The sequence below is a fragment of the Lactobacillus sp. UMNPBX4 genome (assembly GCF_002554115.1).
Taxonomy (GTDB): domain Bacteria; phylum Bacillota; class Bacilli; order Lactobacillales; family Lactobacillaceae; genus Lactobacillus; species Lactobacillus gallinarum.
This window is the reverse complement of record NZ_PCZF01000003.1, coordinates 42,433-57,136: the sequence shown is the minus strand read 5'-3', so window position 1 is coordinate 57,136 and position 14,704 is coordinate 42,433. Positions and strand designations below refer to the sequence as shown.

Sequence of the window (14,704 nt, the reverse complement as noted above, 5' to 3'; positions counted from 1 at the left end):
CAATTAATCCTCCATTCCAGTTGGTGTTTTTTCATAAAACTTATTTGTGCGTTCAATAAAGTCAGCAGTCTTGAAGACATTACCTTCATCAAAACGCTTAGCCATAACTTGTAAGCCGACAGGCATACCATCAACTAAACCAGCTGGAACACTAGCTGCAGGAATACCTGCTAAGTTTGCAGAAATAGTCAAAATATCGTTGTTGTACATCTTGATTGGGTCAGAAACTTCTTCACCAATACCAAATGCAGGTTCAGTAGTAGTTGGTCCAACGATTACGTCGTTTTCAGCAAAGATCTTGTCAAAGTCGTCGCAAATCAAAGTTCTAACCTTAGCAGCTTGTCTGAAGAATCTGTCGTATGAACCAGCTGAAAGTGCGAATGAACCAAGCATGATACGACGCTTAACTTCTGCACCAAAACCTTCAGAACGTGACTTAACGTAAACGTCAAGCAAGTTCTTAGTGTCTTCTGCACGATAACCGTAACGAATACCATCGTATCTTTGCAAGTTTGATGAAGCTTCACTTGAAGCAATGATGTAGTAGTCAGGAACAACGTACTTAGTATGTGGTAATGATACTTCATTGATAATTGCGCCAGCATCCTTTAAAGCATCGATCTGCTTTTGGATAACTTCACGCATCTTACCGTCAACTGCTTCCATGTATTCCTTAGGAACAGCTACGCGAAGGCCCTTAACGTCTTGACCAATAAACTTAGTAAAGTCAGGAACTTCACGAGTTGAAACAGTTGAATCGTGTTCATCTGCACCTGCAATAACGTTCAATACTTCTGCTGAGTCCTTAACGCGCTTAGTCATTACACCGATTTGGTCAAGTGAAGAACCAAATGCGATAAGACCCCAACGAGATACACGTCCGTAAGTTGGCTTAATACCAAAAATACCGTTGAATGCAGCTGGTTGACGAATTGAACCACCAGTATCTGAACCAAGGGCTGCAACAACTTGACCACCAGCAACTGCTGCTGCAGAACCACCGGATGAACCACCAGGAACCTTATCTAAGTTCCATGGGTTATGGGTTGCACCATAGTATGAGTGTTCAGTTGAAGAACCCATAGCAAATTCATCCATGTTGGTCTTACCTACAAAGGTTACGCCAGCCTTCTTAAGCTTAGAAACAACTGTTGCATCATACATTGGCATGTAATTGTACAACATATGACTTGCTGCAGTAGTCTTAATACCATTAGTAATAATGTTGTCCTTAATGGCAATTGGAATACCTGCTAATTTACTCTTTGAAAAATCAAGGTTTTCTGCAGGCTTTGCATCATCTACTACAGTAATCCAAGCATTTAACTTCTTATCTGTGTCTTTAATGTTTGCCACAGTATCTTGAGCCAACTTATCTGCTGACAAGTCACCGCTGGCAAGCTTTTTATTTAATGAATCAATATTTTCGTTTAAGTAATTCATTACTCGTCCTCATCCTTATTAATAATTACAGGAACCTTAATGTAGCCGTTAGCCTTTTCAGGAACATTAGCCATTAATGTTTCTCTGTTTTGTCCTTGCCAGTGTTCAGGTTTATCTTCTCTAAATACAGTATCACGATCAACAACTTGCACAGTTTCTTCAACGCCTTCAGTATCAACTTCACTAAGTTGATCTGCCATGTTGATAATTGATCCCATTTGATCTGTAAATTTATCTAATTCCTCTTCATTAAACGCAAGTCGCGAAAGAGTCGCAACGTGTTTAATGGTATCTTTTGTGATTTCCACGCAAATACCTCCTATTCGCCGCCATATACATGGACTTGATAATCACTGTCGCCGGTTTCCTTAGCAATTAATGCTTGCACATCATCAACCGATCCAATTTTAATTTCAATTGGAACATTATTAGACAGATATTTCTTTGCCGATGACAAAACTAAACGAGTAAAACTCTGAATTTGCTCATAACCATAAAATTGTGTGGTAATTGAAATATTTTCTTGAGCAAGCTTGCCATTATCATAACGCAAAGTTGCTGTTACTCCACTAATATTAGGGAAGTAATTTTGAATAGCTGCCTTAAAATCATTAAAGTGAGATGCATCATCACTATTAATTGCTTTTTCATTACCAGTTGTCGGTAAAACTTGCATTTTTTCCGACACGGATTTCCATTTAGTTATTTTACTACTATTAGCGGTCGCTGTCCCGTAAGCAAAGTAAGTTCCGCCAACTAATGAATCTTTTTCTGTCTTTGAGAACAATCCAATGGTAATTGGAATATTCTTCAAAGCCTTCTTCTTACGCAAACGAGCTACAATTTCATTAGCAATTTTTTCACCTTGAGCCTTTTGTTCAGCTCTTGAAATTTCAGTCTTAAATTCTGCACCATCACGCTTTTTTTGGTAATAGTCGACAGAATTCATTGCTAAACCTAAGCTCATTCCACCAAGTTGATACTTTGAACCTGAACCAGTTAAATAGTCTTGCTCTACAATTTCTTCCAAATAAATTGGATTACGAGTATCAGGACCATTTTTACCATTATCAGCTGGATTCAAGCCCTTTGGATTGCTCTTAGACTTTCTAATCAGCCAATCTGTTACTGTTGAAGTATCTAAGTATTGTCCTTCTTGGAACACATATTGGTTAGGTGAAAATTGATTTTTAGAAATCTGGATTAGGCCACGCTCTAATTCACGCGTATCAACTGAATTATCATTATCAGTTGCGGTTAAACCAGCAATTGGACTAATTACATAGCGACCATTTTTCATTAAAACGGTGTAGCCATTTTTACCTGTATTGGTTGTTTGATAACTTTTCTTTTTAGCTGTTGAAGTAGTAGTGGCATTATTTGCTAAACTTGAATCTTTTAATTTACCACAACCACTCAGAGTGAGCATTGCCCCAGCTAAAGCTATAATCTGCAAATATTTTTTCACAATAATTGTCCTTTATTCAATTTGTGCGATTGCCTCTTCTTCAGTCAGAAGTGGTACTCCCAGTTGCTCAGCTTTATTATACTTAGATCCAGCATCTTTTCCATAAATTACGTAATCAGTTTTACGCGATACAGATCCTGTGACCTTAGCACCTAAAGCCTGCAATTTCTTGGTAAATTCACTTCTTGTATAATGCTCTAATTTACCTGTTAAAACAACGGTTTTATCTTTAAATGGATTATCTGGTGCTGCTTCTGGTTCATCTGCACCTAAGTAGTCCATATTAAGTCCGCTTTCTCTTAATTCTTCAATTAATTTTTGTGCTTCAGGTTGAGCAAAATATGTTGTCATTGATTCTGCAATCGTCATGCCTATTGTATCGATTGAAGCAATATCTTGCACCCCTAGTGACATAATCTTTGCTAGATTTTTAAACTTTTGCGCAATTAAGCGAGCTGCCTTAGCTCCAACATGGTCAATTCCTAAACCAGTAATCAATAATTCAACAGAATTATTTTTGGAATTATTAATTGCCGTTAACAAATTATTGATGGATTTTTCTTTAAAGTGATCAAGTTGGGCAAGATCTTCATTTGTTAAATGATAAAGATCAGCTACATTATGCACTAAGTCCTTAGCAATCAATTGCTTAACAATTTTAGGACCTAAACCTGCAATATTCATGGCAGGACGAGAAGCAAAGTGAGTAATGCCTTCTTCCACTTGAGCTGGACAAGATGGATTAATGCAACGCAAGGCTACTTCATCTTCTAAGTGGACTAATTTTTGCCCGCAGGACGGACAAGTAGTAGGAATTTCATAAGGCACAGAATCTGCTGGTCTCTTTGATAAAACCACTTCAGAAATCTCAGGGATAATATCGCCGGCTTTATGAAGCTTAACGGTATCACCAATCCGAACGCCTTTTTCATTCAAATAATCTGGATTGTGCAGTGAAGCTCTTGCAACGGTTGTACCTGCCAGTTGGACAGGATTCATGACTGCCGTTGGCGTTACAACACCGGTTCGGCCAACTGTCCAAACGATATCACGCACGATCGTTTCTTGCTCTTCTGGTGGGAACTTATAAGCAATCTCCCAGCGTGGCACCTTCACGGTATTTCCTAATTGCTGTTCAAGACTTAAATCATCAACTTTTAGAACAATTCCATCAATACCATATGTTAGACTATTACGCTTAGCCGTGTATTCGTCGATAAAATTAAACACTTCATCAAGGTTAGCTAATTTGCGACCTGTTTCATTAGTATGAAAACCTAATTCATGCATGCGTTCAATCGCTTGGTGCTGACTGGTAATCTCGCGCGGTGGATTAACCCATGTATAAATAAAAGTACTTAGTTGACGTTTCTTAGTAACCTTAGGATCAAGCTGACGAAGTGAGCCAGCAGCCGCATTACGTGGATTTGCAAAAACGCTCAAGCCTTCTTCTTCACGCTCTTGGTTTAACTTGGCAAAAGCTTCTTTTCCCATATAACATTCGCCGCGAACCTCAGTAGTTAAAGGTTCTGGTAAAACTTGAGGAATATCCGCAATATAACGTGCATTAGCCGTTACATCTTCACCAACATAACCATTGCCTCGAGTCGATGCACGAACCAATTTACCATCTTGATATTCAAGTGATAAAGATAAGCCATCGATCTTTAATTCGACATTATATTCCACGGGGTGACCAACCAGCTTTTGCATTCGTTGGTCAAATTCCTTAAGTTCTTCCTTAGAAAAAACATCCCCCATTGAAAGCATAGGAATTGGATGGTTAACCTTTGTAAAATCACTATCGATTTCTCCACCTACACGCTGAGTGATTGAATCAGGCGTAACAATTTCAGGGAAAGCTTTTTCTAATTCAAGCAAACGGTTGTAATTTTGATCATAAACATTGTCTTCAACTTCAGGCGCATCTTTAGAGTAATACGCATCGGCCCATTCATCTAGCTGGGTTCTAAGAGAAGCTGCTTCTTTTTTAGCTTCATCAAGAGTAATCTTAGCCATTTTTACCTCCTGATTAAAAATCCTTTTATTTTTATCTTTATTATACCTTCTTAATAGGCGCAAAAGCTGCTAGAAGACGCTTAATTCCTTTATCTGGGAAGGCAATATCTAATTCCATATCTTCCCCTGTGCCATTGACTTTGGTTACAACACCGCGGCCCCAAGCTTTATGTTCAACTTGATCGCCAACACTCCAGCCTTTCTTTTCGGCACCTACAGCACCAGAAGCCTTTTTAGCAGTATAAACTTGGGCACGAGCTCGTTCAGCTTTACGCGCAAATGGTGCAGGTTGTGATTGAAAATTAGATTTAATAAAGCTACTTTGAAGTTGATTGCTTTCTTCTTTTTGCAAATCTTTAGGATCAATTTCATCCAAAAATCTTGAAGGTGGATTATTTTGCATACGACCGTACATCATCCGTGAATATGCATTAGTCAAATAAAGTTCCTTCTTAGCTCTAGTAATTCCTACATAAGCTAAACGGCGCTCTTCTTCAAGTTCATTATCATCCATCATTGCTCGCTGCAATGGGAACAACCCATCTTCCATGCCGACCAAGAAAACAACTGGGAATTCTAGACCTTTAGCAGCATGCAAAGTCATTAAAGCAACTTGATTATCATCTTCATCTAAATCATCCTGATCGCTCAATAATGAAACTTCTGCCAAGAAGTCACTCAACGGATTTGATTCATCTTCATCGGGCTCATAATGATCATCAAAACGCTTAGTAACTGATAAGAATTCATCCAAGTTCTCTAATCTAGTTTCAGCTTCAATAGTATTTTCTGCTCTTAAAGCATCAGTATATTCAAAGTCAGACAAGATCTTTTCAGTTAAACCAGTTACGCCATGCGTTTGTGCATAAGCTATTGCATCCCTCAATTTTGTGCCAAAATCGCTTAACTTTTTAGCAGCTCTGGTATTAATTGGACTTTCTGCCACATGATCCATGGCATCCAAGGCATTATAGTGATTTTCATCCGCAAATGCCAACAACTTATCCACAGTCGCTGCACCAATACCACGCTTAGGCACATTGATAATACGATTCATGCTCATTGTATCCGCAGGATTTGCGACCAACTTCAAGTAAGCCATAATGTCCTTAATTTCTTTACGGTCGTAGAATTTGTGACCTCCCACGATTTGATAAGGAATATTTGATTTAACAAAAGCTTCTTCGACTGTACGTGATTGGGCGTTAGTTCGATAAAGAATGGCAAAATCTTTGTAAGTGCGTTTTTTAGCTTCTACTTCTTCCTTAATTTTCGAAATAATGTAGTGGGATTCATCATCACCACTTTGAGCTTGATAATAAGTAACCTTGGCACCCTCGCCTTGATCAGTCCATAAATTCTTTGCCTTACGGTTCTGATTATTTTTAATCACTGAGTTTGCGGCTGATAAGATATGACCAGTTGAACGGTAATTCTGTTCTAGCTTAACAGTTCTAACTCCATCAGTTTTGTAATCTTGCTCAAAATTCATGATGTTTTCCATGTTAGCACCACGCCAGCCATAGATTGACTGATCAGCATCCCCAACTACACAAATATTTTTATATTGTGCAGCTAATGCATGACAGAGTTCATACTGAGCTTGGTTAGTATCCTGATATTCATCTACCAAAATGTAACGGAACTTATTTTGATAATAATGAAGAGTATCTGGATCTTTTTTAAATAAAACCAAAGTCTGCATAATCAAATCGTCAAAGTCCATAATTTGATCACGGCGCAGTCTTCTTTGATATTCTTCATATACCTTAGCTGCCATTTTATCAAAAGGTGAACTAGCACTTGCAGCAAAAGCCTTAGGATCAAGCAAGTCGTTCTTTCCATTAGAAATAGCAGACAAAATTCCACGTGGATCGTACATCTTAGGATTAATGTTCAAATCCTTTTCAATATGTTTTACCAAAGTCAATTGTTCTGCAGAATCCGCAATAGAAAAGTTATGACTATAGCCAATCTTATCAGCGTCTCTACGCAAAATTCGAACACAAAGGGCGTGGAAAGTCGACATCCAAATATTTTGAGCGGCTGGCCCTAGCAATTTTTGTTCACGCTCACGCATTTCATTAGCCGCCTTATTGGTGAAGGTAATGGCTAAAATATTCCATGGTGCAACTTGATTTTCTTCAACTAAGTAGGCTATTCGTCTAGTTAAAACAGAAGTTTTACCAGAACCTGCCCCAGCAACGACCAACAGTGGTCCTTCTGTAGTTTCAACCGCTTTTTTCTGTTGCGGATTCAAACCGGCTAAGATAGATTTTTCGCTCATTATTGTCCCCTTCACAAAAATAAATTTACTAATGCAACTCGAATATTATACCAAAAAAAGCAGCATTCATTTTGCTGCTTTACTTTTACTTATCATATTTTTCCAAATCAAATTGTTCAATCAAATTAATCAATTTATCCGCATAATCAGGATCGGTAGCGTAGCCATCAGTAACCAAAGCCTTCGCCTGAGTCTTATAGTCTTTAGAAGCTAAGACATGCTTATATTGTTGATGATTCCAAGTCGTTCCATTTTGGAATAGACGCGCATGGGCTCTAATCGATGCCTCATATGAATCATAAATTTGAAAGCGTGCCTTAACAGTGATCCACTTGCCCTTAACATATTCCTTAGTTGTCATCACCGCAGAAGTATTAGGATTAGTTCCCTTCACTCCAAATAAATTATTATATTTTTGTGATAAATCGCTTTGCCCGTAATTACTTTCAAGACAAGCTTGGGCAACAGTAATACTTGGTAATAAATCGTATGATTTATCTACTTCACGGGCAATCGGCCCAATCTTTTTAATAAATGCTTTCTTTTGCCGTAATAATTTTGCGGCTTCTTGTTCACGCTGCAGTTGTGCTTGTCTAATTTGTTCAGATTGAATTGCATATCTTCTGTAGTAATGAAAACCTACATATGCCACTAACAAAATAAACAAAATGATAAACACACGTACAACGGTCTTTACGCTTTTAGGTATCCTTGACTTACGCTTTTTTGCCATAATACTTATTTCCTTTAATTCATTAAGTAAAGTATAACCTATTTTTGTGTAAAAAAAAGAAGTCGCTCACTGCGACTTCTTAATTGGTGCGGGCGAGAAGACTCGAACTTCCACGATCTAAAGCGATCACAAGATCCTTAGTCTTGCGCGTCTGCCATTCCGCCACGCCCGCGGCACATCAACTATAATAGACTAAATCTAAGAGATGTGCAAGGGAAAATTGAAAATAATTTAAATTTATTTATTAGAAACTTTAAAATTTTGCTCTAAACGCAGCTGCCTCTTGCATTTACCGCATCTATACCTTCTAGTATTAATTCGGCGCATACGCGGATAATGCAAGCCGCAATTTTCACAGACATAAATATAATTAAATTTTTTACGCCGACGCAAGCCTATATCGGGTGCATAGCGACTGCCACCTACTTTTTGGAGCAAAATTTTAAAATCACGATCGCGATGATGATAACCACGATGCAATAAATGCAAGTGATAGTGACACAATTCATGCTTAATAATGCCTACCAAATATTCATGATATTGTGGCGCTAAAAAATGCGCATTAATTTCAATATGATGATCATCAAGGTGGTAACGTCCACCTGTTGTCGTCATTCGGCGATTGATTTTTATCTGATGCAAAAATGGTCTATTAAAACATTGCAGAGAAATTTGCTCTATTAAATTTTGTAATTCTACCGAATCCATTTAGCATATCGCCCAGCCTGTTTTGGAGTATTGATATGACGTTTTAAATCCGTTACGATCTTATGCTTAAAAGAATGCTTGCCGTTCATCCAAGTCCCTGTAAAAAGATGGATAGACTTGGAATCTTTGGAAGGATTGCACAATACGCCGTCTGGATAAACATGAATGCCCTCTTTAAGCATTTGTTCTTTATTACCAATTTTTAGACCATATTTATCTATCAAGATGTCAGTAACCGAAATGCTGTTGACTCCTGCCATTTGATTATGAGAATCGAATTCAAAACTGCGATCTTGATAATAATCTAAAATATCTTGCATGAAGGGATGCTTTTTCTCCGCACCAAAAATTGCGGCTGAGAGATAATCTTTGTTCTCAAAGCCAATAAAAGCCTGATCTTTTAACAAAGTAGTTAGATCATCAATTACGCGCACATCGGTATCCAAATAAATACCACCCTGCTCATAAATTGCCCGTGCACGAATATAGTCAGAAACAAAGGCCCATTTTTTAGCCTGATAGGCCTGCTCAATATATTTATTTTCATGCATGTCAAAATTATCTTCATTCCATTCAATGAATTGATAAGCAGGCAAATTTTTCTTCCAGGTCGCAATACATTCTTTAATTATTTTTGACTTAGGATTATGACCTACCCAAACATAATGAATTATTTTTGGTATCATTTTTAACCTCGTTTAAAGAAATTCTTGAGCAGTTTAACAATATCTTCGTTAAAGTCCAACTTAAACAGGAACATCAAGCCCAAATAAATTACGAGCATGATAATTGATTTAACTGCCATATTGAAAAATGCAGATGAAATAAAGTTAGGCATCAGCATCCCTGCAGCTAAGGTAATCAAAGCAATTGCAATATATTTAGGCACATCATGAAAGACATATGTAAATTGATAGCCATCGCGTACTACCCACAGTCTAAGTATCAACACAACAAATTCAGTAATTAAAATGGCGATCATTGCTCCCATCGCACCATATGGACGGTCTAGCACGTAACTTAAAACAATTTCTAAAATCGCTCCAATTACGACCGGAAAAGCATAATCACGGTCCCGACTATTAGCCAGAGCAAACTGATTAGCAAAAACCCCACCGGTTGGAATCATGATAATGGTTAAGGTAAACCAAAACATCAACGGTGTCATTGGAATATATTGATTTCCGAAAAAGAATGGCACGAATTGTTTAGTATTAGCCATAATGATTACTGCAAATAATGTCCCCAACATTACCGTGGCTTCTAGGGACTTCTTCATCACTACCTTTTGTGCTTCTTTTCCTTCACTGGCCATCTTCGGCATGATAACAAGCGAAATACTAGTGATTACGCCTAAGATCATGTTTGAGATTCTTTGCGAATTATCATAAAAAGAAACCTGGGTTGAACTTGAAAAAAGCCCCAAAATTGGTTTATCTAACGATGTATAAATTTGGGTCGCAATCTGCGGAATCATTAGCGTACCAATCGCAATTGCCGTCTTTTTGAACTTATAAAAATGAGCGACTGGCTTGCCTACATAACGGTGAATGTCAAACCAAAAGACAAAGGACCCAAGCATAGTCGAAACCGACATGATTAACAAATACTTCCACAAGTCTGCTGGTGATTTTACCCATAATAAGATCAATACAACGCTGACTAGTTTTACACAAGTATTTTTCAAAACAACTCGGCCGAAGTCGGCTAACCCTTGGAAGAACCATGAGATATCCACTTGTGCAGAAATCAAATATGGCACCATTAATAATAGATAAAACCAATATTGAATATGGAATACTGTAGTAATAAAAACAGTAAAAGCAATAGTAATAATCCCAGCAATCCCCTGGAAATACCATAATCCCCAAAATGCTTTAGTTAAATCTTCAGGTGTACCATACGTCCGTGTTTTTGAAATCGTCCGCATCCCCACATAAGAAACTGACAAAATACAAAAGATCATCAAAAATTGGACTGTGTTATTAACACTACTGTAGATTCCATAAGTTTTTGGCCCTAATACCCTTGAAAGATAGGGTACTGTAATCAGCGGTACTAAAACGATAAAGATCTGATAAACCGCATTATATAAGATATTTAAAAATGTTTTACGCAATACCTTAACCTCGATATTCTTGATCATATATTCAAAGACATTTTGACAGTATGAATCACCCTTAGCCTCACTGGTTAAATGCAGCCAGTAAAGACGCCGATTGACAATTTGTTGATTATCAAGATGATCCAAATTATTGATTAATTCCGCTTCTGAATTAACGCAAATACCCGGTGTAATTTCATCATACGGACTAAGCAGAAGTCCACGCGTCTTTTTATATTGCTGTAAGAAGTTAGTGACAAAGACAATCGGTTTATTAAGATGCAGATAATCGAAATAAATCGATGAAAAATCGGTCATCAAGAAATCGGTATCGCCCAAGAGTTCATACAAATCATAATTGTGGTCAAATAAGTAATCATTGTTTAAAAAGGCAATGTTGGAATAATTACTCTTGAAGTTAGCGAATAAGCGCATTTCGTAGGGATGCAATTTCACAATTAAGTATTGATGTCGCTTAGCTAATTCGGCGTTTAATTTTTCCCCATCGAAGTCTTCAAATGCAAAAAAGTTACCTTCTTTGATTTTATCCATAATCGTCTTATCTTCTAACTCATACCTAAACGTAGGCATGTAAATCCCGATCTGTGCTTCTGAATCAGTAGTGTTAAACAAATCTTTTAATAATTGCTTTTTGCTAATAACAGGCTTATCTAGTAGATCTAGACGAGGAAAGCCTAACTTATGGTACTTTTCAGTTTCGATCGCCATACAGGCGCTCATGAGCGTCTCATACAAATCTGAACTTGAAGCGACGATATCTGCATTCTTATGCCACAATTTTTCATTACGCTTATTATCACGATAGCGCGTATTGTTTGCCATGATCCCCATCCGCTTAAGTGGAACACCGTGCCAAAGCTGAACGTTAATTTGATGCTTGCGTACTTTAAATGGTTGGTGCGTTGTAATGACGTAACGCGCCGCACCGATCTTTTGCCAGGCTTCCCATTTCAAGTGAGATGATGGCCATGGTTCAATCAAGCTGACGTTATATTCGGGATGATTAAGCAATAGCCATTTATAAAAGGCATAGCCATTTGAACCTGACCGACCTGAGCCATTTAAGATAACGATATTATTATTTTCCATCGTCGTAAAATGCGCTCTAAATTTCATCAATGATAAATATAGGCGGAATAAAAAACTTTTCATCTGATAACTTCCTCAAAATAATCTGATTTAAGCATACAAAAAAAGCCTGAGTTTACTCAAGCTTTTTTCGTTTATTTTGGCAAACTTTATCTTTTTCCGGCTCTTCTTTCAAAGAATTTAACAATTTCGACAATCACAATCATGCACAGCCCGGCAATTAAAACAACTGCCCATTGTGCACCATTAAGTTCAGTGACATCAAAGAATCTAGTCATAAATGGCAATTCAACAGCTGACATCACTAAAGCAGAGATAATGATCGCACCATTGAACCATTTGTTAGAAAAAGTATGTCTTCTAAAAATAGATTGGTGTAAGTACTTTGAATTAATTGCATGGAACAATTGGATCAAGCCTAAGGTCAAGAAAGCCATAGTTAAAGCATCCCCGTGCTGCAAAGCAGGATTATCAATATGTGGACCAACATGCAGACCAAATTGGTAAGCACCTAATACTAGGATTCCTTCCAAAATACCTTGATAAATAATTGAGCTAGCTACACCGCCGCTAAAGAAGTTGGACTTTTTACCACGAGGCTTACGCTTCATGATACCATCTTCAACCGGCTCCACACCTAAGGCGATGGCTGGCAAGGTATCAGTTACCAAGTTAATCCAAAGAAGCTGCACTGGAGCTAAGATATCCCAGCCCAGCATCGTCATCATAAAGACGGTTAACACTTCACCGACGTTACAACTCATTAAGTAAAGGATAGCCTTTTGAATATTGCTAAAGACTTTGCGTCCTTGCTTAACTGCTTCAACAATTGTCGCAAAGTTATCATCGGCTAAGACCATATCGGCAGCACCTTTAGACACTTCAGTACCGGTAATTCCCATACCGATCCCGATATCAGCTTGCTTTAAACTTGGAGCGTCGTTAACACCGTCACCAGTCATGGCAACGATCTTATCATTTGCCTGCCATGCCTTCACAATTCTTACTTTGTGCTCTGGCGACACACGAGCATAAACGTTATAGTCACCAACATGCTTAGTAAAGTAATCATCGCTTAATTGATCAAGCTGTGCACCAGTCAAAACACGTTCGTCATGTCCTGGCTCTAAGATCCCCAATCTTTCCGCAATCGCTTGAGCCGTTACTTGGTGGTCACCAGTAATCATAACGGTTCTAATACCAGCACTGTGAGCTTCGGCTACGGCAGCTTTTGCTTCAGGCCGTTCTGGATCAATCATGCCAACAAGTCCTGCAAAAATTAAATCCTGTTCCACGTTATCAGTACTTGGATCATCGTAAGTCTGATCAACTATCTTGTAAGCTAGACCCAAGACACGCAAGGCTTTTTTAGCCATATCTTTGTTAGTTTGTAAAATATCTTGTTTTTGCTCTGCAGTAATTGGTGAAATTTCACCATTAATTTTGACCAAAGTTACGCGCTTAAGTAATTCATCAGGAGCACCCTTAACGGCAACAAAGAACTTATCGCCATACTTATTAACGGTACTCATTAACTTACGTTCTGAATCAAATGGTACTTCTTGCACTCTCTTGTGTTCTTCAAGCAAGTCATGAACATTAATGTTTTGATCAAAAGCATATTGAATCAAAGCCGTTTCGGTAGGATCACCTAGCAAGTCCCCACCATTTTCAATCTTTGTGTCATTGGCCAAGACCATTGATAATAAGGCCGGATTGTCCTCCTCGATTTCATCATTATCATCATGCAAACTGCCGCGATAAAAAATCTTTTCGACGGTCATCCGGTTTTGGGTCAAAGTACCAGTCTTATCTGAACAAATAATGTCAGTAGCACCTAAAGTTTCAACAGCTGGCAATTTTCTGACGATAGCCTTGTGTTTGGCCATTGTTTGCGTACCTAAAGCCAAAATAATCGTAACAATTGCTGGAAGTCCTTCTGGAATAGCAGCTACGGCAAGTGAAACAGCAACTAAGAACATATCAATCAGCAAAGCATTCATTGGCTCCGTGCCTTGCTTGGTAAACATCCCGACAACAAACACAATCACACAAATAGCCAAAATCATGATCGTCAAGATCTTGCCTAAATGGTTCAAGTTTCCCTTCAAAGGAGTGTCGGTTTCATCGGCATTGTTAAGCATCGTGGCGATCTTACCAACTTCGGTATTCATCCCTGTTCCAACGACAATCCCTTCACCGCGACCATAAGTAACATTGGTACTAGAATAAGCCATGTTAATTCGATCAGCCAAGGCAATGTCATCACCTTGAAGAGTTTCATCGCTTTTATCAACAGGAACCGATTCACCGGTTAAAGCAGCTTCTTCAATTTTTAAGCTATGTGCTCTAATTAACCGCAGATCAGCTGGAACAACATCTCCAGCTTCAAGCAAGACAATATCGCCTGGTACAAGTTCTGTACTTGGAATTTGTACAATAGCATTATCTCGCCGCACATGCGCACTCGGCGTTGCCATCTGCTTTAATGCGTCGATCGCAGCTTCAGAACGTGCCTCTTGAATTACCCCTAAAACAGCGTTCAGAATAACCACGATCATGATAATTGCGGCGTCTGTCCATTCATGGGCAACTACCCCACTAAGAATTGCAGCAATGATCAAAACAATGATCATAAAATCTTTAAATTGATCAACAAAGCGCATGAACATGCTCTTCTTCTTTTTAGAAGCAAGAGAATTCGGACCATACTTTGTTAATCTCTTTTTGGCTTCTTCACTAGACAAGCCAGTGTCGATGGCGGTATTCAAATTATCAACGACATCGGGAATTGTCTCTGTGTAATATTTTCGAGCCATTTTATTTCATCCT

10 protein-coding genes, 1 tRNA gene and 1 pseudogene are annotated in these 14,704 nt (G+C 38.3%); all 12 read right to left on the bottom strand.

All coding sequences use genetic code 11. The annotated features are described in order from the left end of the window. Window positions 1–3: 3 nt before the first annotated feature. The 12 genes and pseudogenes from gatA to CP355_RS01185 all read right to left on the bottom strand — a co-directional run bounded on the left by gatA (window position 4) and on the right by CP355_RS01185 (window position 14,691). Complete coding sequence (gene gatA / locus CP355_RS01240) at window positions 4–1,443, bottom strand: Asp-tRNA(Asn)/Glu-tRNA(Gln) amidotransferase subunit GatA (protein WP_098043720.1); 1,440 nt, start codon at window positions 1,441–1,443, stop codon at window positions 4–6. Next, window positions 1,443–1,751, bottom strand: coding sequence for an Asp-tRNA(Asn)/Glu-tRNA(Gln) amidotransferase subunit GatC (gene gatC, locus CP355_RS01235; protein WP_025005411.1), 309 nt, complete (start codon window positions 1,749–1,751; stop codon window positions 1,443–1,445). The genes gatA and gatC overlap by 1 nt, the downstream gene beginning before the upstream one ends. A gap of 11 nt (window positions 1,752–1,762) precedes the next feature. Further along, window positions 1,763–2,911, bottom strand: coding sequence for a CamS family sex pheromone protein (locus tag CP355_RS01230; protein ID WP_098043719.1), 1,149 nt, complete (start codon window positions 2,909–2,911; stop codon window positions 1,763–1,765). 12 nt (window positions 2,912–2,923) lie between these two features. Further along, window positions 2,924–4,930: an NAD-dependent DNA ligase LigA gene (ligA, locus tag CP355_RS01225; protein WP_098043718.1), complete on the bottom strand. Its 2,007-nt coding sequence runs from the start codon at window positions 4,928–4,930 to the stop codon at window positions 2,924–2,926. 40 nt (window positions 4,931–4,970) lie between these two features. Next, window positions 4,971–7,217, bottom strand: a complete 2,247-nt coding sequence (gene pcrA, locus CP355_RS01220; protein ID WP_098043717.1) for a DNA helicase PcrA — start codon at window positions 7,215–7,217, stop codon at window positions 4,971–4,973. Between the two features lie 85 nt (window positions 7,218–7,302). Beyond that, window positions 7,303–7,950: a glycoside hydrolase family 73 protein gene (locus tag CP355_RS01215; protein ID WP_025005407.1), complete on the bottom strand. Its 648-nt coding sequence runs from the start codon at window positions 7,948–7,950 to the stop codon at window positions 7,303–7,305. An 84-nt stretch (window positions 7,951–8,034) separates the two neighbouring features. After that, window positions 8,035–8,122 (bottom strand) — tRNA-Leu (locus tag CP355_RS01210). 65 nt (window positions 8,123–8,187) lie between these two features. Beyond that, window positions 8,188–8,658, bottom strand: coding sequence for a SprT family protein (locus CP355_RS01205; protein WP_087235693.1), 471 nt, complete (start codon window positions 8,656–8,658; stop codon window positions 8,188–8,190). Further along, window positions 8,646–9,344 (bottom strand): glycosyltransferase family 32 protein, encoded by a 699-nt coding sequence (locus CP355_RS01200; protein WP_087175888.1) that lies wholly within the window; start codon window positions 9,342–9,344, stop codon window positions 8,646–8,648. Before CP355_RS01200 ends, CP355_RS01205 begins: the two co-directional genes overlap by 13 nt. Window positions 9,345–9,346: 2 nt before the next feature. Next, window positions 9,347–10,777, bottom strand: a complete 1,431-nt coding sequence (locus CP355_RS01195) for an oligosaccharide flippase family protein (RefSeq protein ID WP_087363290.1) — start codon at window positions 10,775–10,777, stop codon at window positions 9,347–9,349. Window positions 10,778–10,781: 4 nt separating this feature from the next. Continuing rightward, window positions 10,782–11,935 (bottom strand): annotated as a pseudogene (locus CP355_RS01190) (CDP-glycerol glycerophosphotransferase family protein). Window positions 11,936–12,021: 86 nt separating this feature from the next. Beyond that, window positions 12,022–14,691, bottom strand: a complete 2,670-nt coding sequence (locus tag CP355_RS01185; RefSeq protein WP_098043716.1) for a calcium-translocating P-type ATPase, PMCA-type — start codon at window positions 14,689–14,691, stop codon at window positions 12,022–12,024. Between the last annotated feature and the right edge of the window lie 13 nt (window positions 14,692–14,704).

Excerpts from the sequence above, each read along its gene's own strand:
- pcrA (WP_098043717.1), bottom strand. The coding sequence starts at position 7,217 with ATGAGCGAAAAATCTATCTTAGCCGGTTTGAATCCGCAACAGAAAAAA.
- CP355_RS01185 (WP_098043716.1), bottom strand. The coding sequence starts at position 14,691 with ATGGCTCGAAAATATTACACAGAGACAATTCCCGATGTCGTTGATAAT.
- CP355_RS01200 (WP_087175888.1), bottom strand. The coding sequence starts at position 9,344 with ATGATACCAAAAATAATTCATTATGTTTGGGTAGGTCATAATCCTAAG.
- ligA (WP_098043718.1), bottom strand. The coding sequence starts at position 4,930 with ATGGCTAAGATTACTCTTGATGAAGCTAAAAAAGAAGCAGCTTCTCTT.
- gatA (WP_098043720.1), bottom strand. The coding sequence starts at position 1,443 with ATGAATTACTTAAACGAAAATATTGATTCATTAAATAAAAAGCTTGCC.
- CP355_RS01215 (WP_025005407.1), bottom strand. The coding sequence starts at position 7,950 with ATGGCAAAAAAGCGTAAGTCAAGGATACCTAAAAGCGTAAAGACCGTT.
- CP355_RS01205 (WP_087235693.1), bottom strand. The coding sequence starts at position 8,658 with ATGGATTCGGTAGAATTACAAAATTTAATAGAGCAAATTTCTCTGCAA.